This window comes from Pseudomonas sp. NFR16, from assembly GCF_900108875.1.
Taxonomy (GTDB): domain Bacteria; phylum Pseudomonadota; class Gammaproteobacteria; order Pseudomonadales; family Pseudomonadaceae; genus Aquipseudomonas.
In genome coordinates, this window is record NZ_FNYJ01000008.1 from 169,095 (window position 1) to 190,239 (window position 21,145).

17 protein-coding genes are annotated in these 21,145 nt (G+C 60.6%); 2 read left to right on the forward strand and 15 right to left on the reverse strand.

From position 1 onward, the window contains the following. Positions 1–22 precede the first annotated feature (22 nt). The 14 genes from BMZ10_RS25860 to dksA form a co-directional block, all read right to left on the reverse strand. Positions 23–1,039, reverse strand: a complete 1,017-nt coding sequence (locus tag BMZ10_RS25860; protein ID WP_093469207.1) for a class I SAM-dependent rRNA methyltransferase — start codon at positions 1,037–1,039, stop codon at positions 23–25. A gap of 224 nt (positions 1,040–1,263) precedes the next feature. Beyond that, positions 1,264–2,442 (reverse strand): acetyl-CoA C-acetyltransferase, encoded by a 1,179-nt coding sequence (locus BMZ10_RS25865; RefSeq protein ID WP_093469210.1) that lies wholly within the window; start codon positions 2,440–2,442, stop codon positions 1,264–1,266. Between the two features lie 230 nt (positions 2,443–2,672). Beyond that, positions 2,673–3,542, reverse strand: coding sequence for an oxygenase MpaB family protein (locus BMZ10_RS25870; protein WP_093469213.1), 870 nt, complete (start codon positions 3,540–3,542; stop codon positions 2,673–2,675). A 50-nt stretch (positions 3,543–3,592) separates the two neighbouring features. Beyond that, the gene (gene acs / locus BMZ10_RS25875) at positions 3,593–5,530 is read right to left on the reverse strand and encodes an acetate--CoA ligase (RefSeq protein ID WP_093469216.1); all 1,938 of its coding nucleotides are present in this window, start codon (positions 5,528–5,530) and stop codon (positions 3,593–3,595) included. A 146-nt stretch (positions 5,531–5,676) separates the two neighbouring features. Beyond that, a complete protein-coding gene (gene pgi / locus BMZ10_RS25880; RefSeq protein ID WP_093469219.1) occupies positions 5,677–7,341 on the reverse strand; it encodes a glucose-6-phosphate isomerase in 1,665 nt (554 codons plus the stop codon). A gap of 299 nt (positions 7,342–7,640) precedes the next feature. Then, positions 7,641–8,492 (reverse strand): pantoate--beta-alanine ligase, encoded by an 852-nt coding sequence (panC, locus tag BMZ10_RS25885; RefSeq protein ID WP_093469222.1) that lies wholly within the window; start codon positions 8,490–8,492, stop codon positions 7,641–7,643. After that, positions 8,489–9,289: a 3-methyl-2-oxobutanoate hydroxymethyltransferase gene (gene panB, locus BMZ10_RS25890; RefSeq protein WP_093469225.1), complete on the reverse strand. Its 801-nt coding sequence runs from the start codon at positions 9,287–9,289 to the stop codon at positions 8,489–8,491. Before panB ends, panC begins: the two co-directional genes overlap by 4 nt. Positions 9,290–9,659: 370 nt before the next feature. Further along, positions 9,660–10,142 carry a 2-amino-4-hydroxy-6-hydroxymethyldihydropteridine diphosphokinase gene (gene folK / locus BMZ10_RS25895; RefSeq protein ID WP_093469228.1) on the reverse strand — a complete coding sequence of 161 codons (483 nt, stop codon included), beginning with the start codon at positions 10,140–10,142 and terminating at the stop codon, positions 9,660–9,662. 4 nt (positions 10,143–10,146) lie between these two features. Then, positions 10,147–11,544 (reverse strand): polynucleotide adenylyltransferase PcnB, encoded by a 1,398-nt coding sequence (locus tag BMZ10_RS25900; protein ID WP_093469231.1) that lies wholly within the window; start codon positions 11,542–11,544, stop codon positions 10,147–10,149. 777 nt (positions 11,545–12,321) lie between these two features. Next, on the reverse strand, positions 12,322–13,761 hold the full coding sequence (locus BMZ10_RS25905) for a sigma-54-dependent transcriptional regulator (RefSeq protein WP_093469234.1): 1,440 nt from the start codon (positions 13,759–13,761) through the stop codon (positions 12,322–12,324). Positions 13,762–13,783: 22 nt separating this feature from the next. Then, positions 13,784–16,738, reverse strand: a complete 2,955-nt coding sequence (locus BMZ10_RS25910; protein WP_177182225.1) for a sensor histidine kinase — start codon at positions 16,736–16,738, stop codon at positions 13,784–13,786. Further along, positions 16,722–16,898, reverse strand: coding sequence for a hypothetical protein (locus BMZ10_RS25915; protein WP_002552060.1), 177 nt, complete (start codon positions 16,896–16,898; stop codon positions 16,722–16,724). The genes BMZ10_RS25910 and BMZ10_RS25915 overlap by 17 nt, the downstream gene beginning before the upstream one ends. Positions 16,899–17,025: 127 nt before the next feature. Next, a complete protein-coding gene (gene gluQRS, locus BMZ10_RS25920; RefSeq protein ID WP_093469243.1) occupies positions 17,026–17,913 on the reverse strand; it encodes a tRNA glutamyl-Q(34) synthetase GluQRS in 888 nt (295 codons plus the stop codon). Between the two features lie 178 nt (positions 17,914–18,091). Continuing rightward, a complete protein-coding gene (gene dksA, locus BMZ10_RS25925; protein WP_093469246.1) occupies positions 18,092–18,538 on the reverse strand; it encodes an RNA polymerase-binding protein DksA in 447 nt (148 codons plus the stop codon). A gap of 353 nt (positions 18,539–18,891) precedes the next feature. Here dksA and BMZ10_RS25930 point away from each other — a divergent pair, with 353 nt between their 5' ends. Further along, complete coding sequence (locus BMZ10_RS25930; protein WP_093469249.1) at positions 18,892–20,064, forward strand: pyridoxal phosphate-dependent aminotransferase; 1,173 nt, start codon at positions 18,892–18,894, stop codon at positions 20,062–20,064. After that, positions 20,064–20,807 carry a DNA/RNA nuclease SfsA gene (gene sfsA / locus BMZ10_RS25935; protein WP_093469252.1) on the forward strand — a complete coding sequence of 248 codons (744 nt, stop codon included), beginning with the start codon at positions 20,064–20,066 and terminating at the stop codon, positions 20,805–20,807. The genes BMZ10_RS25930 and sfsA overlap by 1 nt, the downstream gene beginning before the upstream one ends. Here the strand turns inward: sfsA and BMZ10_RS25940 are convergent. After that, positions 20,776–21,114 carry a Rieske (2Fe-2S) protein gene (locus tag BMZ10_RS25940; RefSeq protein ID WP_093469306.1) on the reverse strand — a complete coding sequence of 113 codons (339 nt, stop codon included), beginning with the start codon at positions 21,112–21,114 and terminating at the stop codon, positions 20,776–20,778. The genes sfsA and BMZ10_RS25940 overlap by 32 nt on opposite strands. Positions 21,115–21,145: the final 31 nt, after the last annotated feature.

Genomic DNA, 21,145 nt, shown 5'->3' on the forward strand with positions numbered 1-21,145 from the left:
TTTCTATCCGTTCGGTGGGTAATCAGAGTTGCAGTATCAATGTCTTAAGCGGCGGCTGCTGGTCCTGTGACGGAAAGTCGGCGCCGGGCGAAAGCACCTGACAGTCGCGTACCGGGCGGCCGATCTTGCTCGCGCAACGCAGGACCTGATCGCGCCAGTCTTCCATGCTCACCTTCGCCAGGTTGTTGCAGCAGATCAACACGCCAGCGTCAGCGGTGGTCAGCAACGCCGGTTTGAGCAGGCTCTGGTAGTCACGCAGCAGATCGACCGTACCAAAGGCGCTCTTCGCCCACGCCGGCGGGTCAAGCAATACCAGGTCGAACTGGCGCGGTTCGAGGCGGGCGTACGCAGGCAGTTTCTGGCCTCGACGGGATGCGATGGGCAAGCCCGCCAGTTGGCGAATCGCCGGGAAGTAGTCGGACTGAATGAATTGCATCGTCGGCAGCTGCGGATTGAGCAACCCGTTCTCGCGCCCCACCGCCAGATTGCCTTCGGCGAAGTCCAGATTGCACACCTCGCGCGCCCCGCCAGCGGCTGCGCTCAAGCCAACGCCACAGGTATAGGCGAACAGGTTGAGGACACTCTTTCCTTTGGCGTGGTCCTTGACCCAGCCCCGGGCGTTGCGCAGGTCGAGAAACAGCAGCGGATCCTGTCCGGCGTGCCGGCCGCGGACCCGGTAATTCAAGCCCCATTCATGCCCGACCAGATCGCCCAGCGCGGTTTCGTCCGCCTTGTACACCGCGTCGCTGCGATCAATCCGCGAGTTGCCCTGCGAGCGGTCGTTGTAAACCAGCATCAGCTCCAGGTCCAGACGCGCATTGACCGCCTCGTGCAGCGCCAGCAATGACTCGCGATCCAGGCTGTTATGGAAACTCTGCACCAACAACTGTGGACCATAGCGATCAATTGTCAGGCCGCCGGCGCCTTCCTGGCTGCCGTGGAACAGGCGATAGCAGTCAGTGCCTTGGGTGTGCAGTTCGGCGAGCAGAGATTGACGGTTATCGAGGGCGACGCTGAGCGCCTGATTCAACGAAGACATGCGCGGCGCCTTGGGGCAGGAATAAGGCGCGCCAGTTTAGCAGTTTGGTCCTGCCGGTGTTATTGGCAAGCAACGGCGCAGGCAGCATCAATCGGTTTAGAGAGTCGTAAGAGCGCGGACCCGTTCCGAGGCGGGATTGCAGCCGATGACAGAGCATCGGCTGCAGGGGCTTGCCGCGAACCCACCGGCGCGGGCAATCGTTCGGGCGTCTCCGGCGCGGATAACTACCGAGCCAGTGCCAGGGCGACGCCTTGGCCGCCACCGATGCACAGGGTCGCGAGGCCTTTCTTGGCGTCGCGCTTGATCATTTCGTGCAACAGCGTGACCAGCACGCGGCAGCCCGATGCACCGATCGGGTGGCCGATGGCGATGGCGCCGCCGTTGACGTTGACCTTCTCCATGTCCCAGCCCAACTCTTTGCCCACCGACAAGGATTGTGCGGCGAAGGCTTCGTTGGCTTCGATCAGGTCCAGTTCATCCAGCGACCAGCCTGCCTTGTCCAGGCAACGGCGCGTGGCGCTCACCGGGCCGATGCCCATGATCGCCGGATCCACACCGGCATTGGCGTACGCGGCGATTCGCGCCAATACCGGCAGGCCCAGCGCTTCGGCTTTTTTCGCGCTCATCAGGATCACTGCAGCGGCGCCGTCGTTCAGCGAGGAAGCGTTGCCGGCGGTCACCGTGCCGTCTTTCTTGAAAGCCGGTTTGAGCCTGGCCAGCGATTCGGCAGTGGTGCCTGCGCGCGGCTGTTCATCGGTGGCGAAGGCGATCGGGTCACCCTTGCGCTGAGGGATCAGGATCGGGGTGATTTCGTCGGCAAATCGTCCGGTTTCGATGGCGGCGGCAGCCTTCTGTTGCGACGCCGCCGCGAAAGCGTCCTGCGCCTCACGGCTGATGTCGTACTTTTCCGACAGGTTTTCGGCGGTGATGCCCATGTGGTAATCGTTGAAGGCGTCCCACAGACCGTCGCTGATCATCGTGTCGACCATGGTGGCGTGGCCCATGCGCAGACCGGTGCGCGCGCCCGGCAGGACGTAATTGGCCAGACTCATGCTCTCCTGACCCCCTGCGATGATCACGTCGGCGTCGCCACAGCGAATGGCTTGAGTGGCCAGGTGCAGCGCTTTCAGGCCGGAGCCGCAGACCTTGTTCAGGGTCATCGCAGGAACGGCAAACGGCAGGCCCGCCTTAATCGCGGCCTGGCGCGCAGGGTTTTGTCCCGCGCCCGCGGTAAGGACCTGTCCCATGATGACTTCGTCGACCTGCGCACCGTCCAGCCCGGTCTGTGCCAGTAACTGACGGATGACCGCCGCACCGAGGTCAACGGCAGGGATGGTCGCCAGCGAGCCCTGGAAACTGCCGACCGCGGTCCGGGTGGCGGCAACGATTACGACGTCTTGCATGGTACGAATCCTCATTGTTGTGGCTCTGGCGCCGGTTCGTTCGCGTTGAGCGGGATACCCGGCACGGCGGAATCAAGGGCGCACATGGTGGCATGAATGACGGGGGTAATTTAAGCCCTTTGTCGTTTTGCTTCACGCGGGACAGACTGACGTTCCACGACAATCCCCAGAGCTTCAATGGCTCTTGTCGAGTAAGGGGCTTGCGCAGTTGATGGGGGGCGTTGGACGAATCAAGCCACTCCCACTCGGCGTCTGGCCCGATGAACCGAGGCGTTGCGCACGGCCCAGCGCAGCACAGGCGCGGTACGGTTCACTCCGGCGCGAATCAGTCTGCGCTTGAAGTCGCTCATCTGGATATCGAACATGCCGCTGGCCCAGGCCGGCAGTAACTCGATACCGGCCTGCATCATCAGATTGCCCATTGGCCTGGCCATACGGCTGGGCGCCGGGGCGTTGCGCAGAATGCTCAGCACCTCGCGGGTGCGTTCATCGCACAGCAGCTGCGGACGCATTCGCTGCAGGTAAGCGGCAATTTCCTGCAAGGAGCGCGGCACGTCTCGCGCGCCCAGACGTTCGGCCACGACCGCGGTTTCGGCGTAGTACCGATCCTGATCTTGTAATGAAAGGTCCGGATTGAGATAGCGCAGATGCGCGGCCATGAAGCTGCTGATTTCGGCCACATGCACCCAGGTCAGCAACTGCGGATCATCGGCGGCATACGTGCTGCCGTCTGGGGCGGTGCCGCTGATCTGCGCATGAATGCCGCGCACCTTGTCGATCAGCCAGTTGGCATCCTGGGTCGAACCAAAGGTCGTGCCGGAAATGAACTGTCCGGTGCGCCGCAGCCGTCCCATCATGTCCTCTCGGAAATTGGAGTGATCCCAAACGCCCGCCAATACGCGGGGATGCAGCATTTGCAGCATCAGGGCGCAGATGCCACCGATCAGCATGCTGGGGAAGTCGCCATGCACCTGCCAGCACACCGCCTGTGGCCCGAACAGGCCGGGATCGCCTTTGGGGTTTTCCATGTCCAGCTGACCCAGGGCCAGGCCTGTCATGCTCATGACCTGGGTTTCGATGCGTGTGCGGATAAATTCCATGCAGACCCGGTGATCGTGGAGGGAACGCCGAGCCTGCAGGCGCGCGTTCGCTATGGGTTGAGACGCTTGTCGATCAGACCCTCCACGACACTGGAGTCCGCCAGGGTGGATATATCCCCCAGACTGTCCAGTTCGTTGCAGGCGATCTTGCGCAAGATGCGGCGCATGATCTTCCCGGAGCGGGTTTTCGGCAAGGCCGGGGCCCACTGGATCAGTTCGGGTTTGGCAAAGCTGCCGATTTCCTTGCTGACCAGTTCCCGCAATTCTTTTTGCAGCGCATCGCTCGGCTCGATGCCGGCCATGGTCGTCACGAACGCATAAATGCCCATGCCTTTGACGTCATGGGGATACCCGACCACGGCTGCTTCAGCGACGGCATCGTGCAGGACCAGCGCGCTTTCAACCTCGGCGGTGCCGATGCGATGCCCGGACACGTTGATCACGTCGTCCACGCGGCCGGTGATCCAGTAATGCCCGTCGCTGTCACGGCGCGCCCCGTCGCCGGTGAAGTAATAACCGGGGTACGGCTTGAAGTAGGTTTCAATCATGCGTTTCTGATCGCCATACACGCCGCGAATCTGCCCCGGCCAACTGGCCTTGATGGCCAGCAGGCCGCTGATGGCGCCTTCGATTTCCTTGCCCTTTTCGTCAAGCAGAACAGGTTGTACGCCAAACATCGGCTGAGTGGCGCAGCCCGGTTTGAGCGGCGTGGTGCTGACCAACGGGGTGAGCATGATGCCGCCGGTCTCGGTCTGCCACCATGTGTCGACGATGGGGCAGCGCTCTTTTCCTACCTCATGGAAATACCATTCCCACGCTTCCGGGTTAATCGGCTCACCCACCGTACCGAGTACGCGCAGGCTGTCCCGGCGGGTGGCCTTCAGCGGTTCCGGACCTTCGCGCATCAGGGCGCGCAGGGCAGTCGGCGCGGTGTAAAAGATATTCACGTGATGCTTGTCGATGACCTGCCAGAAACGCGAAGTGTCAGGGTAATTCGGTACGCCCTCGAAGATCAGCGTGGTTGCGCCATTCGCCAGTGGGCCGTAGACGATGTAGCTGTGGCCAGTGACCCAGCCGACGTCGGCGGTGCACCAGTAGATCTCGCCTTCCCGGTAATCGAACACGTATTTGTGGGTCAGCGCCGCGTGCAACAGATAGCCGGCCGTGGTGTGCAGCACGCCCTTGGGTTTGCCGGTACTGCCGGAGGTGTACAGGATGAACAGCGGATCTTCTGCGTCCATGGGTTCTGGCGGGCAGTCGTCGCTGATGCCGTGCAGCGCCTCGTGATACCAGACGTCCCGGCCCTCGACCCAGTCCACCTCACCCTCGGTGCGCTGCACCACCAGCACCGTACTGACGTTCGGACAGCTCTGCAGCGCCTTGTCGACGTTCTGCTTGAGCGGAATGTATTTGCCGCCGCGCACGCCTTCATCGGCGGTGATGACGGTCTGGCAGTCGGCGTCAAGAATGCGGTCGCGAAGTGCATCAGGTGAGAATCCGCCGAACACCACCGAATGCACGGCACCAATGCGGGTGCAGGCGAGCATCGCATAAGCCGCTTCGGGGACCATCGGCATGTAGATACAGACTCGATCGCCTTTCTTGACCCCGCGTTCTTTGAGCACGTTCGCCAGGCGGGCGACATTATGGTGGAGTTTCTTGTAAGTGATTTCGGCAGACTCGGCAGGATTGTCACCCTCCCAGACAATCGCCACCTGATCGCCGCGCGTAGGAAGATGCCGGTCGATGCAGTTGTAGCTGACGTTCAACTGACCGCCCTTGAACCAGGATGCCGCGCCGGTCGTGAGGTCATATTGCTGGACCTGCTCCCATGGGGCAGACCAGTCGAGAAATTTCTTCGCTTGTTCGGCCCAGAAGGCATCAGGCTGTTCGACGGATTGGCGGTACAGGCACTGGTAATCGTCGGCGCTCAACTGAGCGGCTTTACGTGTCGCGTCGGCGTGTGGGAAATCGCTGAGATTGAACATGGCGTCTCCTTTATTCTTGTGGGCTCGTCATGTCATCAGAGTAGTTGGACTCTCCGGGGTTCGGAATCCGGGCTCGTTACCCCCATCAACACAAAACCCGCCGCCTCTTGCGAGGGGGCGGGTTTCGAGGTGCAGCAGCGGATCGATCAGCCGCGGTGACGACCGCGGAAGTAATTGATCAGGCCTTGAGTCGACGCGTCTTCGGCCGGGGTTTCTTCGGTGCCGACAAGGCGACTGTAAACACCTTTGCCCAGCTCCTTGCCCAACTCCACGCCCCACTGATCGAAGGCGTTGGTGCCCCAGATCACGCTCTGGACGAATACCTTGTGTTCGTACATGGCGACCAGCGCACCGAGGCGGCGAGGGCTGATGCGCTCGCACACGATCGTGTTGCTTGGACGGTTGCCCGGAATGACCTTATGCGGCGCGACGCGCTGCACTTCGTCCTCCGGCATGCCCTTGGCGCGCAGTTCGGCTTCAGCCTCTTCGCGGGTCTTGCCCAGCATCAGCGCCTGACTCTGCGAGAGACAGTTGGCGTACAGCCACTGATGGTGATCCGAGACCGGGTTGAAGCTCACGATCGGCACGATGAAGTCGGCCGGAATCAACTGCGTGCCCTGGTGCAGCAACTGGTGGTACGCGTGCTGGCCGTTACAACCCACGCCACCCCAGATCACAGGGCCGGTATCGGTCTTGACCGGAACACCGTCCTGGCGAACGCTCTTGCCGTTGGATTCCATATCCAGCTGCTGCAAGTGCTTGGTGATGTTACGCAGGTAGTGGTCGTAGGGCAGGATCGCGTGGCTTTGAGCACCCCAGAAATTGCCATACCAGACGCCAAGCAGACCCAGCAGAACGGGCATGTTCTTTTCGAAGTCGGCGTTCAGGAAATGCTGGTCCATGGTGTATGCACCGGACAGCAGCTCCTTGAAGTTGGACATGCCGATGGCCAGGGCAATGGGCAGACCGATGGCCGACCACAACGAATAACGGCCGCCGACCCAGTCCCACATCGGGAAGATGTTCTCTTCGCGAATACCGAATGCCACGGCGGCGGCGTTGTTGCTCGACACGGCAATGAAGTGACGGTACAGCTCGGCTTCCGAACCGCCCTGCGCCAGGTACCAGGCGCGAGCGGCGGTGGCGTTTTTCAAGGTTTCCAGCGTGCTGAACGTCTTGGACGAGACGATGAACAACGTGGTCTCGGCGCGCAGCTTTGCGGTCAGTTCGTGCAGCTCGGTGCCGTCGATGTTCGCCAGATAGTGACAGCGGACACCTTTCTGGCCGTAGGACAGCAACGCTTCGGACACCAGTTCAGGGCCGAGGAAGGAGCCACCGATGCCGATGTTGACCACGTCAGTGATCGGCTTCTCGGTGTAACCGCGCCACAGGCCGTCGTGAATGCGGCCGACCAGATCGGTGATCTGGTTCAGCACTTTATGCACTTCGGGCATCACGTTGGTGCCGTTGACCAGCAATTTGTCGCCTACTGGACGACGCAGTGCGGTGTGCAGCGCCGGTCGGTTTTCCGAGGAGTTGACCGGCTCGCCGTCGTACTGCGCCTTGATCGCGTCCTTCAGGCCGACTTCATTGGCCAGATTGACCAGCAGCTGGCGGGTCTCGGCGTTGATCAGGTTTTTCGAGTAGTCGAGGAACAGCCCGGCGCTGCTGAGAGTGAAGTCGTTGAAACGCTGCGGGTCTTCGTTGAATGCGTCGCGCATGCTGAAGTTCTGCATGGCTTTGCGGTGATCGGTGAGCGCCTGCCAGGCGGGCAGGGTAGTGACGTCATGGGGAGTGCGGTAGTACGCCATCGCTGCGGGTTTCCTTGTACTTGAACTGCCTTTTTGGACACTGAAAAGCCAGGTGGACACGAATTCGTTAATACGTCAGAGACTAATCCCCGGCAACGCCGATGTCTGCGCCTCGCTTTACCTTTGCTCGGTACTTTTTCTCACAAGGTAAAGTCGCCTTTCTCGGACGAACTGTACCGGTATGGCATTGCTGGTGGGGCTAAGTTCATTGCCTGGTGCCATATAGAGCATGCGCGGCACCCATTCACAAGCTCACCCCGGGCTGGTGAGCATAGTTGCGAATACCAGTGTACTGCGCGTTATTCCTTGAACAGGTGAAGATTGTCGATCAGCCGGGTCTTGCCCAGAAACGCTGCGGCCAGGATCACCAGATCCTTATCCTCTGGCATCGCTGGGCGCAGGCTCGTTGCCTGACGTATTTCAAGATAATCGAGGCGCATGCCGGCGCTTTCCAGTGCCTTTTTGCCATCGTCCAGCAGCAGCGCGTGATTCTTTTCGCCCTTTTGCAGGCTGTCGCCGATCTGCCTGATGACCTGATACAGCGTGGGTGCCGCGGCGCGCTCGGTTTCAGTCAGGTAGCCATTTCGCGAAGACAGCGCCAGGCCGTCGGTGGCTCGCACGGTCGGCTCGCCGATGATCTGGATCGGCATATTCAGGTCGCGAACCATCGCGCTGATCACTGCCAGTTGCTGGAAGTCTTTCTGGCCGAAAATCGCAAGGTCCGGCTGGACCATGTTGAACAGCTTGCTGACCACCGTTGAAACGCCGTCGAAGTGCCCTGGGCGACTGCCGCCGCACAGGCCTTCCGAGACAACCGGAACCCGAACGATGGTCTGATCGGCCATCCCGTGCGGGTACATCTCTTCAACCGTCGGGGTGAACAGCAGGTGGCAACCGGCTTGCAGCAGTTGTTCCTGATCAGCGGCCAGCGTGCGTGGATAGGTGGCCAGGTCCTCGGTGGGACCGAATTGCAGCGGGTTGACGAAAATGCTTGCCACCACGAAGTCGGCACGCTGAGCGGCTTTCTTGACCAGCGCAATGTGGCCGCTGTGCAGATTGCCCATGGTTGGAACGAGCGCGATCCGCTTGCCTTCGCCGCGGGCGCGAGCGACGGCTGCGCGCAGCTCGCGCACTGTCTTGACTGTGTTCATGCCGAGAATCCGTGTTCTGGGGCGGGGAAGCTCACGTCTTTGACTGCATTGACGTAGGCGCTAATAGCCGATTGAACATCAGCCTGACCGGTCATGAAATTCTTCACGAATTTAGGCACGCGGCCGCTGATCGACAGACCAAGCATGTCATGCAACACCAGCACCTGGCCGTCGGTGGCGCTGCCGGCGCCGATGCCGATGACCGGGATTTTCACGGCGTGGGTGATTTCCTGCGCCAGTTCGCTCGGCACGCATTCCAGCAGAATCATCGCTGCACCCGCCTGCTCCAGCGTGATGGCGTCGGCCCGCATCTGCCGCGCCTGCGCTTCCTGACGGCCCTGAACCTTGTAACCGCCCAGCACGTTCACCGCTTGCGGCGTCAGGCCCATGTGCGCACACACCGGAATGCCGCGCTCGGCCAGCAGACGAATCGAATCGGCCAGCCACGCCGCGCCCTCGATCTTGAGCATGTGCGCGCCGGCCTGCATCAGCATCGCGCTGTTGGCGAAGGTCTGCTCGGCGGTGGCGTAGGACATGAACGGCAGGTCGGCCAGGATCAGCGCACCCTGATTGCCGCGTTTGACGCTGGCGACGTGGTAGGCCATTTCGGCCGTGGTGACCGGCAAGGTGCTGTCGTGCCCCTGAAGAACCATGCCCAGCGAGTCGCCGACCAGCAGCACCTCGACACCCGCCTGACTGGCGACATGAGCGAAGGTTGCGTCGTAGCAGGTCAGCATGGTGATTTTTTCACCCTTTTGCTTCAGGCCCAGCAGGGACGTAACGGTGATATCTGGCATGAAAAAGTCCTCATTCAGGCGCTGTGAACACTACGGCGAGCAACGCGTGATTCATTCCTGGAACTCAGGCACATCGTCGTTGCGCGATGTTTACAAAGACCTGTTCCGCGCCTTGTGGCCGGGAGTCCGGCTTCGGGACGCTTATCTTCGTGAGGAGGGGGCGGGAAGTCAATTCCGGGTGTTACCGGTTGGGTCAGGATGTTACCGAAGCCTGCTGTATGCCCGCGACCGCCACGATCGCAACGCCATAGGCAGAAATGCGATGTGTCCGCGATCATGCAGGCGCGTGGCCCGTCCCGCGATCTGGCGCGAAGCAGTCGCAAGGCCTGCAAAATGTCAGGCAGCCCGCGCTGCTAAGGGCGATGGGCTGTCAGACCGACAGCCGCTCCAGGCCTTCGAACGGGCAGGCGGCGAGCAAGTCATCCAGCGCGCGGCCGTCGGCGAGGGTAATCCCCGGCGCCAGTTCGGCCAGTGGATAGAGCACAAATGCCCGGGCGTGCATGTGATAGTGCGGCACCTTCAGGCGGGGTTCGTCGATAAGGCGGTCACCAAACAGCAGGATGTCCAGGTCGAGCGTGCGCGGTCCCCAGCGCTCCAGGCGTTCGCGGCCCTGATCATTCTCGATCGCCTGTAAACCATCCAGTAGCCTCAGCGGATCCAGCGAGGTGTCGAGCCCAGCCACCGCATTGGTATAGCGCGGCTGACCCGGCAAGAGCGAGTCGCTGACATAAAAAGAGGAAACGCCCGACAGGCTCGTCTCTGGCAATTGCGCCAATGCCTTGATCGCGTCGCGCAACTGCTCGGCGGGATCGGCCAGGTTGCTGCCCAGACCGATATACACGCGTTCCGTCATGGTGTTATTCCGATGCGTCGGCGCCAGCGCGTTTGCGCTTGCCGCCCCCGCTGCGGCGACGCTTGCGCGGCCCCTGTCCGGTCGCTTCGGACTTACTGCCCAGATCGCGAATCATGTCCCGACGTCCGGCATCGTTGGCGTCCTGATACTCAGTCCACCAGTCGCCCAACCCGTCGGTTTCCTCGCCCGCAGTTTCGCGCAGCAGCAAGAAGTCGTAGCCAGCGCGGAAGCGTGGATTGTCCAGCAGCAGATCGGCGCGCTTGCCGGAGCGACGTGGCAGGCGCTCCTGCATGTCCCAGATTTCACGAATCGGCATCGTGAAACGTTTGGGAATCGCAATGCGCTGACACTGCTCAGCGATCAATTCGTGCGCAGCTTCCTGCATGGCGGGGATCGGCGGCATCCCGCGCTCCTGCAGACGCAACACGCGAGCCGGCAGGGCAGGCCACAGCAACGCAGCGAACAGGAAAGCAGGCGTTACCGGTTTGTTCTGCTGAACACGCAAGTCGGTATTGGCCAAGGCTTCGCTGATGAGCGTGTGCGTATAGGTCGGGTTGTACTCCAGCGCCTTGGAACTGGCAGGGAACAGAGGATCGAACAGCTCCAGATCGACCAGCATCTCGAACGTAGATGCGGCGTACCCCGACAGGAACAGCTTCAGCACCTCTTCAAACAGACGCGCCGAGGGAATATCCCGCAACATCGGCGCCAGCGGCCGGATCGGCGTTGCGCTGTGTTTTTCGATTCCGAAATCCAGCTTGGCCGCGAAACGGACTGCACGGAGCATACGCACCGGGTCTTCCTTGTAGCGCTGCTGCGGGTCGCCGATCAGGCGGATCAGGCGATTGCGGATATCGTGCACGCCGTTGGCGTAATCCAGTACGCGCTCGGTCACCGGATCGTAATAAAGGGCGTTGATGGTGAAGTCGCGGCGCTGCGCGTCTTCTTCCAGCGTGCCATACACGTTGTCGCGCAAAATCCGGCCGCTCTCATTGCGCGAGGACTGATTGCTGTCCTCTTCTTCGTCATCCTGCGGATGATTGGCGCGGAAAGTGGCCACTTCGATGATTTCGCGACCGAAATGGATATGAACGAGCTTGAAGCGACGGCCGATGATGCGCGCGTTACGGAACTCGGCACGGACTTGCTCAGGCGTGGCGCTGGTGGCGACGTCGAAATCTTTCGGCGTAATGCCCAGCATCAGGTCGCGTACGCAGCCACCGACCAGGTAGGCCTGATAGCCGGCGGTCTGCAGACGCTCGACAATGCTCACGGCATAACGGCTGAACTGTGCGCGCTGCAACGAATGCTGGCTGCTGCTGAGCACTTCGGGCGTTGTGCGCGTGTGTTGCTGCGGCTTGCGCAGAGGGGAACGGAATGACTGGAACAGCTTCTTCAGCATGGGATGCACTGTTTGAAGGAATATTCGGCCAATTTCGAAGAATGACCGCACGATGGGCGGGGATTCTAGCATTTAGTCGAGGGATGGTGTAGGACGCTGCGAGAAGGCCGTCTGAAGCTGCGTGTACGGGATGAAACGGGAGGGGAAAGGTGAAGCTGGCGTGGCGCCGGATGCGAGGAGGGTGTCTTGTAAGCTACTGGGGGAGCCGAAGCTCCCCCAAAGTGCGTGCTCTTATTCTTATTGTCTGTTGGGCTTTTTGTTTTTGTTGAGCGCCCAATTCACGGCTTTCGCCTGTGAAACCTCCCAATCGGGAGTCAAGAGCAAACGGATTGCTTTGGTCGCTGTGCTGCAGTGATCAATCGGTCCAACCAGTTCAGGCTCTACCTTAGGGTAGTTTTTTGTTGTTCTCGGCCTGGTTGCGGGACAAGTCCCAAATGCAACGCCTCTCCAAAAGAATCAGTTAGCTGCGCCTCCGCCGTGTTGTTCTTGTTATGCGTGAGTCGATTCGTCTTGTTTTTATTGTGTTGTTTTACGGGTGACTGATTTTTGTTGTTCTTGTACGAATAGATATAGCAGGACCTGTGCCAACTTTTGCGAAATCAGCTACAGGCCTTTGTTTTCGAGGGTGTGGCAAATTGACGCTATTTTTTGAGGCCGAAAAAAAGCCGGGGATTCGTTACCGTACGCCCCGGCTTTTGTTACGTCCTGCATGTGAGGTAACAGTTTTTTCACAAGCTCGGTATGCCGCGTGCCAGAGCCTTGCGATGGGTGTAACGGTCAGGTTTCGCTGGCCACTCCGGTCTTGCGGCGCGGGATGCCCAGGCGCTGACGACGTTCCCACAGACACTTACGGCTCACCCCGAGTTTGCGAGCCAGCTCGGTCTCGGTCATGTGGTCCTGATGTTCGAGAACGAAGTGCTGAAAGTAATCCTCCAAGGACAGATCTTCGGTCGGCTCATGCGCCGTTGAACTCGCCGAATTGGCCGCCTGCGGCGCCAGACCGATGAATTCTTCGACGTCCAGGTCGCTCAACTCGATGTCGATGCCCAGCAGGTCCGCGGAAATTTCCGGGCTTTCGCACAGAATTACCGCGCGCTCCACGGCGTTCTCGAGTTCCCGCACGTTCCCCGGCCAGGCGTAGTGACGAATGGCCTGTTCGGCGTCCGGGCCGAATCGCAGATCATTCCGCCCGGCTTTGGCACTCTGCCGTGCAAGGAACGCGTTGGCGATTTCGTTTACGTCGGCCCCGCGCTCTCGCAACGCTGGCAGCTTCAGCGCGATGACATGCAGACGGTAATAAAGGTCTTCACGGAATTGCCCGACTTTGGCCAGGCTTTTCAGATCACGGTGAGTGGCGGCGATCAGGCGGACATCGACCTTCTGCGACTGCACAGAACCGACCCGGCGGATCTCGCCTTCCTGAAGCACGCGCAGCAGTCGAGCCTGAGCTTCGAGAGGCAACTCGCCGATTTCGTCGAGGAACAGCGTTCCGCCATCCGCCGCTTCCACCAGACCCGCACGACCCGCGCTGGCGCCCGTGAACGCCCCTTTCTCATGACCGAACAGTTCGGACTCGATGAGCGTTTCAGGAATAGCCGCACAGTTGACCGAGATCATCGGCGCCTTGGCCCGGCGAGAAAGATTGTGCAGGGCACGCGCGACCAGTTCCTTGCCGGTCCCGGATTCACCTTGAATCAACACGTTCGAATCGGTGGGCGCGACCTTGCGGATCTTGCTGTACAGATCCTGCATCGGCGGGCACGAGCCGATGATGCCGATCTCGCCATTGCTGTTGTCAGGACCCGCTTTGTCGCTGGCTGAAGCCTTGGCGGCAGTGGCCCGCTCGGCCTGGATGCTCTGCACGGTCTGGCGGTCGCGCAGGATTCGCGAGACCGCCTGGAGCATTTCGTCGTGGTCGAACGGTTTGGCGATGTAATCCACCGCGCCCATTTTCATCGAATCCACGGCCGAGCGCAGGCTGGCGTAGCTGGTCATGATTAATACCGGCTTGCCCTGACCCAGCTTGATCAGCTCTGTGCCTGGAGCACCTGGCAAGCGCAGGTCGCTGACGATCAGGTCAAACGACGGGATGCTGAAACGTTCCTGAGCTTCCTGCACGGATCCGGCTTCACTGACCTGGTACTGATTGCGTTCCAGCAAACGGCGCAAGGCAGATCGGATAATGGTTTCGTCTTCGACGATCAAAATGTGAGGCATTGATTCGATTCTCTCGACGGTCTCAGTTCACAGCGGACGTCGCTTCGACATGTCGCGGTAATGTCACCCGAATCCGGGTTCCGCGTTGATGCTCGGGGTCAGCCGGGCTGTCGATGGTGATTTGTCCATAATGCTCTTCAACGATGGAATAGACCAGTGCGAGCCCCAGTCCTGTTCCTTCCCCCGGGTCCTTGGTGGTGAAGAACGGTTCGAACAAGCGATCCATGATTGCTTTGGGAATTCCGGTGCCTTCGTCTTCGACGATCAAATCGACCGTATGTTCGGAGGCTTCGCTTCTGACACGCACCGCGCTGCCGGCAGGTGAGGCGTCGCGGGCGTTGGACAGAAGGTTTATCAGCACCTGCGCCAGCCGCTGCGGATCGCCGTCGACCCAGTGGCTGGGGTTGCACAGGTTATAGAACTGCACTTCGAAATTCCGTCGGTTGAGGGCGAGCAGACCAATGGCGTCCTGTGCGACCTCGGCCAGACAGACGGCCTCGTCTGCATGCTGGTGCCCGCCCGCGTGGGCGAAACTCATCAATGACTGGACGATGCGTGACACCCGCTTGGTTTGCTCGAGGATCTGGCTGCTGATTTCGGTCAGCTCACCGTCTTCCTCACGTTCTTCACGCAGGTTTTGCGCAAGACAGGCGATGCCGGTGATCGGGTTACCGATTTCGTGCGCCACACCTGCAGCGAGCCGGCCAATGCTGGCCAGACGTTCAGAATGCACCAGCTTGTCTTCGAGCATCTGCGTGTCGGTCAGGTCCTCCACCAGAATGACCAGGCCACTGTTACCAGGCGCGAGGGGCTCGTCGATTGCCGCTTTGTGCAGATTGAGCCAGCGCGTCTGTCCATCCAGCGCCAGACGCTGCTTGTGCAAGTGTTCGTCCGGAACGTTGATGAAGCCCAGCAGCAGCTGTTTCCACGGATCGACAATGGTCTCGAGGCGCGATCCGACCACGCGCTGCGCGCCGATACCGGTCAGTTCTTCCATGGCCTTGTTCCACATCAGGATTTCCTGATCCTTGGCCAGGGAACAGACTCCCATCGGCAACTCCTGCAACGTCTGCCGGTGGTAGCGGCGCAAGGCATCGAGTTCGGCGGCAAGGCCGGTGAGGCGCGAGTGATAGTCCTCAAGTCGGCTTTCAATGAAATGGATGTCTTCGGTCACGTAATTTTCGCTGCCCGATTTATACGGCAGGAAAGTTTCAACCATGTCTTGCGCCACGCTTGGCCCCATCAAACCGGAGAGATTGGCCTCGATCCGATCGCGCAAGCGACGCAATGCGTAGGGACGGCGTTCGTCGAACGGCAAATAGAGATCGCGCAGCGCCTGCTCGACTTCCTTCTGCGCAGCCTTCGCGCCCAGCGGTTTGGCGAGCTGCGTGGCAAACTCCTGAGGCGAAACCGCATGCAGCTCCCGACGCTGCGGACGCCGGACGTTATCCACTGCGCAGGCCTCGGCGGCGCTCGCTTCTTCAGGACTGGGATTGCTGAACAGGGAAATCAGCGTGAACACCAGCACGTTCGCCGCCAGTGATGCGATGGCGGCCATGTGCCAACTGGTATCGTCCAGCACGTAGATCATGTTCAGCAGCGGGATATAAAACCCCTGGAAATTGCCGATCAGCGGGAACAGCATGCTGACCATCCAGACCACGATTCCGGCGATCAGACCGGCCATGAACCCACGACGATTGGCGGCCGGCCAGTAGAGCACTGACAGCACGCCCGGCAAGAATTGCAGGGTGGCGACAAAGGCCACGATGCCAAGGTTGGCCAGATCCTGCTTGGCGCCCAGCATCAGATAGAAGCCGTAACCTGCCATGATGATCGCGACAATCAGGCCGCGACGGGTCCATTTGAGCCAGCGGTAAATGTTGCCCTCTGCCGGTGGCTGATAGAGCGGCAGCACCAGGTGATTGAGCGCCATGCCCGACAGTGCCAGGGTGGTGACGATGATCAAGCCGCTCGCGGCGGACAGCCCGCCGACATACGCCAGTAACGCCAGACTTTTGTTGTGCGCGGCGATGCCGATGCCCAGGGTGAAGTACTCCGGGCTGGTGGTGGCGCCCAGCTTGAGTCCGGCCCACAGCACCAGCGGCACGGCCAGACTCATCAACAGCAGGAACAGCGGCAGGCCCCAGCTGGCGCTGACCAGCGAGCGCGGATTGAGGTTCTCGGTAAAGGTCATGTGGTACATGTGCGGCATGACGATGGCCGATGCGAAGAACACCAGCAGCAGCGTCCGCCAGGGGCCTTCTTGCAGCGGCGTGTGAAGGGCAGCCAGAGCGCTCTGGTTCTGCAGCAGCCACTGCTCGAGGCTCTGCGGGCCATCGAATACGCCATAGAGCGCATAAATGCCGATGCCGCCGATGGCGACCAGCTTGATCACCGATTCGAAGGCAATGGCGAACACCAGCCCTTCATGCTTCTCCCGCGTCGCGATATGGCGTGAGCCGAAGAAAATCGTGAACAGGGTGATCAGGACGCAGAACGCCAGCGCCACGTAATTGCGCACCGGCTCGCGGGTCAGGATCGCGATGGAGTCGGCGACGGCCTGGATCTGCAGTGCCAGCAGCGGCAAAACCCCGATCAGCATGAAGACGGTCGTCAACGCTCCGGCCCAGGTGCTGCGAAAGCGGAACGCAAAAAGGTCCGCCAACGACGACAGTTGGTAAGTGCGAGTTATCTTCAGGATCGGGTAAAGCAGCACCGGCGCCAGCAGAAACGCCCCGGAAACCCCCAGATAGCTGGACAGAAACCCGTAGCCGTATTCATAGGCCAGGCCGACCGTACCGTAGAACGCCCAGGCGCTGGCATACACGCCCAGCGACAGCGTATAGGTCAGCGGGTGGCGAATGATCCAGCGCGGGATCAGCCCGCGCTCACTGACCCAGGCAACGCTGAACAGCACCAGCAGGTACGCGGCGCTGATCAGGATCATCTGCGTCAGGCTAAAGCTCATCGGCATCTCGTTGGCTCTGCAGGATGAAGGTCACCACGATGAGGATCAGCCACAACATATAAGGCCGGTACCAGGCGCCTGTCGCGTCGATCCACCAATCCATGATGGCGGGGGAAAAGAGGTAGATGCCTACCACCAGGAGCAGGACCAATCGATAAATGTACATTTGGCCTCCTAGAGTGAGTGACGCCGACACGACAGCCCGAAGGAGCGGCATGGTAACGGATGGCTATCAGGCTGCAAGCGACGTTTCGGCCACCTTTTGTGCTGTGATTTGAAGCAACCGCTCTGGCTCAGTCTATTCGAGCTTCTTCGATCGTGCCGACGCGAGGAATCAGATCGGCGTTCCAGTGTGCAATTCCCCAGTCGAGTACTTCTCTGGGCGTTGCGAACGCCAGCTCGCCCGGCGCGGGTTGACCCAGGGCGCGCAAGGCCCGAAGCAGCAAGGGCGTGGCCTGGTCTGGCGGCAACGGTGGGGATCGATAGGATTTACCCAGTTTGTGCCCGTCTGGTTGGGTGATCAGCGGGACGTGCAGATAGCGAGGCTGCGGCAGGCCGAGCAGTTCTTGCAAGTAAAGCTGGCGCGGGGTCGAGTCGAGCAGGTCTGCGCCTCGGACGATATCGGTGATGCCCTGCCAGCCGTCATCCAGCACGACGGCCAGTTGATAGGCGTACAGGCCGTCGCGCCTGCGGATCACGAAGTCGCCCGCGTCACGGCCCAGATGCTGACGAAATTCGCCTTGTACCCGGTCCTCGAAACGATATTCCAGCTCCGGCACGCGAATGCGGATGGCGGCGTCGTCGGGCGAGTGCCCGGCGTTGCGGCAGAATCCGGGGTAGATCCCGTGGAAAGGCTCCAGCTGTTTACGCGAGCAGGTGCACGCGTACGCCAGCCCGTAGCTGAACCAGCGATCGATCATTTCCTGATAGGCCGCATGCCGGTCGCTTTGTCTGACCACCTCGCCATCCCACTCGAAGCCATAGGTTTCGAGGGTTTTGAGAATGGCCGCCTGAGCGCCGGGTTCTTCACGGGGAGGGTCCAGATCCTCCATGCGCATCAGCCACTGGCCGCCGACCGAGCGTGCATCGAGATAAGACGCGAGCGCCGCGACCAGGGAACCGAAGTGCAGATAGCCGCTGGGGGTTGGCGCAAAGCGCCCTATATAGGTAGGGGAGTTCATGCGCGCTGATGGTACTGGAAATGAGATGTGCGAAAAACCGGACGTTACCTCAATGCCTGTAGGAGCACGGCGGGTATTGGTCCCGATTCATGCACGTCCCGGGTGGGCCGGCCTGTCAGCTGCACTTCCGGAAAAAACAAAGGACGCCGAAGCGTCCTTTATTACAGAAAATCCGAGGTCATTTACCGACCTGTTTTTCCTTGATTTCAGCCAGCGTCTTGCAGTCGATGCACATATCGGCAGTCGGGCGGGCTTCCAGACGGCGCAGGCCGATCTCGATGCCGCAGGACTCACACCAGCCGTACTCTTCGTCTTCGATCAACTGCAGCGTCTTGTCGATCTTTTTAATCAGCTTGCGTTCACGATCGCGTGCGCGCAGTTCCAGCGCGAACTCTTCTTCCTGACTCGCACGGTCAGCAGGGTCAGGAAAGTTGGCCGCTTCGTCCTTCATGTGATCAACCGTGCGGTCGACTTCCTGCATCAAGTCCTGTTTCCACTTATTCAGGATCTTGGTGAAGTGGGCTCGCATGGGCTTGCCCATGTATTCCTCGCCCTTCGTCTCAACGTACGGCGTAAAACCGCTGATCGTTGTTGAATTGCTTTTTTGCTTTTCTTCGGTGGGCATGAACGGACCGCCTCTCACTCTTCTAAGCCATTGCGCAGGGTAATGATCCATCGCCGACACCCGCCGGCCCTGCGGCTGCAAGCGGGCGAACTTACCAGATCGAATCGGGGCGCGCTACTCCCGGTTGTCGAGCTTGGCTCTCCAACGCGCCCGTGAACTATGACCGCAGCCAAAGCGTCGGGTTTTATATTATTTTGCGGTGCCATCAGTCTAGCCCCTCCTGCGATAACGCCCGGTTTTCTGGATTGTCGGTTGCGGGACTTCAAAGCGGCGGTCGATAAATCCTGTAGCGCGCCGGTCGCTTGGGTAGAATCCTCAGCTTGTTTCGCACAATCGTCATTAAAGGAAGGCCAATGCCACAGCCCTACAGTGCGCGCAGTCGCGCCATCGAACCCTTTCATGTCATGGCACTGCTGGCGCGGGCCAATGAACTGCAGGCGGCGGGGCACGATGTCATTCACCTCGAAATCGGCGAGCCCGACTTCACGACGGCCGAACCTATTGTCAAAGCCGGTCAGGCCGCTCTGGCAGCCGGAAAAACCCGTTACACCGCAGCCCGTGGCCTGCCTGAACTGCGCGACGCGATTGCCGGCTACTACGCCAGCCGTTATGGCCTGGACATCGATCCGCGGCGGATCCTGATTACCCCAGGCGGTTCGGGCGCGTTGTTGCTGGCGACCAGTCTGCTGGTCGATCCCGGTAAGCACTGGTTGTTGGCCGATCCGGGATATCCCTGCAACCGGCACTTCCTGCGTCTGGTCGAGGGCGCTGCGCAATTGGTGCCGGTCGGTCCGGACGTCCGCTACCAGCTCACGCCTGAACTGATCGCCAGCCACTGGAACGAGGACAGTGTCGGCGCCCTGGTCGCGTCCCCGGCCAACCCGACGGGCACGTTGCTGCATCGCGATGAACTGGCCGCGCTGTCATCCTCGCTCAAGGTGCGCGATGGGCATCTGGTGGTTGACGAGATCTATCACGGCCTGACCTACGGCACCGACGCGGCCAGTGTCCTGGAAGTGGATAACGACGCATTTGTGCTCAATAGCTTTTCAAAGTATTTCGGCATGACGGGATGGCGTCTTGGTTGGCTGGTCGCTCCGGAAGCGGCGGTCGGTGATCTGGAAAAACTCGCTCAAAACTTGTACATCAGCGCGCCGAGCATGGCGCAGAGCGCTGCCCTGGCCTGTTTCGAGCCGCAAACGCTGGCTATCCTCGAAGAGCGTCGTGCCGAATTCGGTAAGCGTCGGGACTTCCTGCTGCCTGCATTGCGTGAGTTGGGCTTCAATATTGCCGTCGAGCCGGAAGGCGCGTTCTATTTATATGCGGACATCAGCGCCTTCGGCGGTGATGCGTTCGCGTTCTGTCGGCATTTTCTGGAAACCGAGCACGTCGCGTTTACTCCCGGGCTTGATTTTGGCCGATACCAGGCCGGTCATCACGTGCGTTTCGCCTACACGCAAAGCCTGCCGCGCCTGCAGGAAGCCGTCGAGCGGATCGGACGTGGCCTGCGGAGCTGGCAAGGCTGATGCGTTTTTCTCCTCCTCTCGAAGAAGCTCGGCTGATCCAGCGCTACAAGCGGTTCCTGGCCGATATCGAAACCCCAAGCGGCGAAATGCTGACGATTCACTGCCCCAACACCGGCTCCATGTTCAATTGCATGATGCCGGGCGGCCGGGTCTGGTTCAGCCGCTCCAACGATCCCAAACGCAAGCTGCCCGGCACGTGGGAGATCAGCGAAACACCTCAAGGTCGCTTCGCGTGCGTCAACACCGGCCGCGCCAACAGGTTGGTGGAAGAGGCGCTGCTGGCAGGCGTGATCACAGAACTGAACGGGTTCACTGCAATCAAGCGCGAAGTCGCTTACGGGCAGGAAAACAGTCGCGTCGATTTTCGTCTGGTTTATCCCCAGGGTGCGTTGTTTCTTGAAGTAAAGAGCGTGACGCTGGGTTTTGACGACAGCAATGTCGCGGCATTTCCTGACGCCGTCACCCAGCGCGGCGCCAGACATTTGCGTGAACTGGCGACGCTGGCGCGGGAAGGCGTGCGGGCAGTGCTGCTGTATTGCGTGAACCTGACGGGTGTCGAGGGTGTACGGCCGGCGGAAGAGATCGACGCCGCCTACGCGGCAGCCCTGCGCGAAGCGGTGGCGGCCGGCGTGGAAGTTCTGGCGTATGGGGTGCAACTGACGCCCGACGAAGTGCGCATCGACCGGCGACTACAGATCCATCTGCATGATCTCAATCATCCCGTGCCTGTTCTGGCAAATTGATCCACACACCGTCCGCATCTTCGGCGCAGGCGATTGCGCCCAGGGCCTGACCCTCGCAGGGGCCCGCAACGCATTCGCCGCTTTCTATGAGAAACAGGGCGCCGTGAGTGGCGCACTGAATCAGGCTGGCGCTGCTGTCCAGAAACTGGTCCGGCTGCCATTCCAGTGCCACGCCCCGATGAGGACAGCGATTGCGGTAGACGTAAATCTGCCCGGCGCGACGGATTGCCATCAGCGCCAGGCCCTCGACTTCAAAGCCAACGCTCTTGCCCTCTTTGACGCGGTCGCTGTTGCACAGGTATTTCAGCGTAGGCTCCTTCGCGCTTGACGCGTAAATG

Bases quoted from the DNA above. Each gene is read 5' to 3' on its own strand.
- BMZ10_RS25860 (WP_093469207.1), bottom strand. From the start codon at position 1,039: ATGTCTTCGTTGAATCAGGCGCTCAGCGTCGCCCTCGATAACCGTCAA.
- BMZ10_RS25865 (WP_093469210.1), bottom strand. From the start codon at position 2,442: ATGCAAGACGTCGTAATCGTTGCCGCCACCCGGACCGCGGTCGGCAGT.
- BMZ10_RS25870 (WP_093469213.1), bottom strand. From the start codon at position 3,542: ATGGAATTTATCCGCACACGCATCGAAACCCAGGTCATGAGCATGACA.
- acs (WP_093469216.1), bottom strand. From the start codon at position 5,530: ATGTTCAATCTCAGCGATTTCCCACACGCCGACGCGACACGTAAAGCC.
- pgi (WP_093469219.1), bottom strand. From the start codon at position 7,341: ATGGCGTACTACCGCACTCCCCATGACGTCACTACCCTGCCCGCCTGG.
- panC (WP_093469222.1), bottom strand. From the start codon at position 8,492: ATGAACACAGTCAAGACAGTGCGCGAGCTGCGCGCAGCCGTCGCTCGC.
- panB (WP_093469225.1), bottom strand. From the start codon at position 9,289: ATGCCAGATATCACCGTTACGTCCCTGCTGGGCCTGAAGCAAAAGGGT.
- folK (WP_093469228.1), bottom strand. From the start codon at position 10,142: ATGACGGAACGCGTGTATATCGGTCTGGGCAGCAACCTGGCCGATCCC.
- BMZ10_RS25900 (WP_093469231.1), bottom strand. From the start codon at position 11,544: ATGCTGAAGAAGCTGTTCCAGTCATTCCGTTCCCCTCTGCGCAAGCCG.
- BMZ10_RS25905 (WP_093469234.1), bottom strand. From the start codon at position 13,761: ATGCCTCACATTTTGATCGTCGAAGACGAAACCATTATCCGATCTGCC.
- BMZ10_RS25910 (WP_177182225.1), bottom strand. From the start codon at position 16,738: ATGCCGATGAGCTTTAGCCTGACGCAGATGATCCTGATCAGCGCCGCG.
- BMZ10_RS25915 (WP_002552060.1), bottom strand. From the start codon at position 16,898: ATGTACATTTATCGATTGGTCCTGCTCCTGGTGGTAGGCATCTACCTC.
- gluQRS (WP_093469243.1), bottom strand. From the start codon at position 17,913: ATGAACTCCCCTACCTATATAGGGCGCTTTGCGCCAACCCCCAGCGGC.
- dksA (WP_093469246.1), bottom strand. From the start codon at position 18,538: ATGCCCACCGAAGAAAAGCAAAAAAGCAATTCAACAACGATCAGCGGT.
- BMZ10_RS25930 (WP_093469249.1), top strand. From the start codon at position 18,892: ATGCCACAGCCCTACAGTGCGCGCAGTCGCGCCATCGAACCCTTTCAT.
- sfsA (WP_093469252.1), top strand. From the start codon at position 20,064: ATGCGTTTTTCTCCTCCTCTCGAAGAAGCTCGGCTGATCCAGCGCTAC.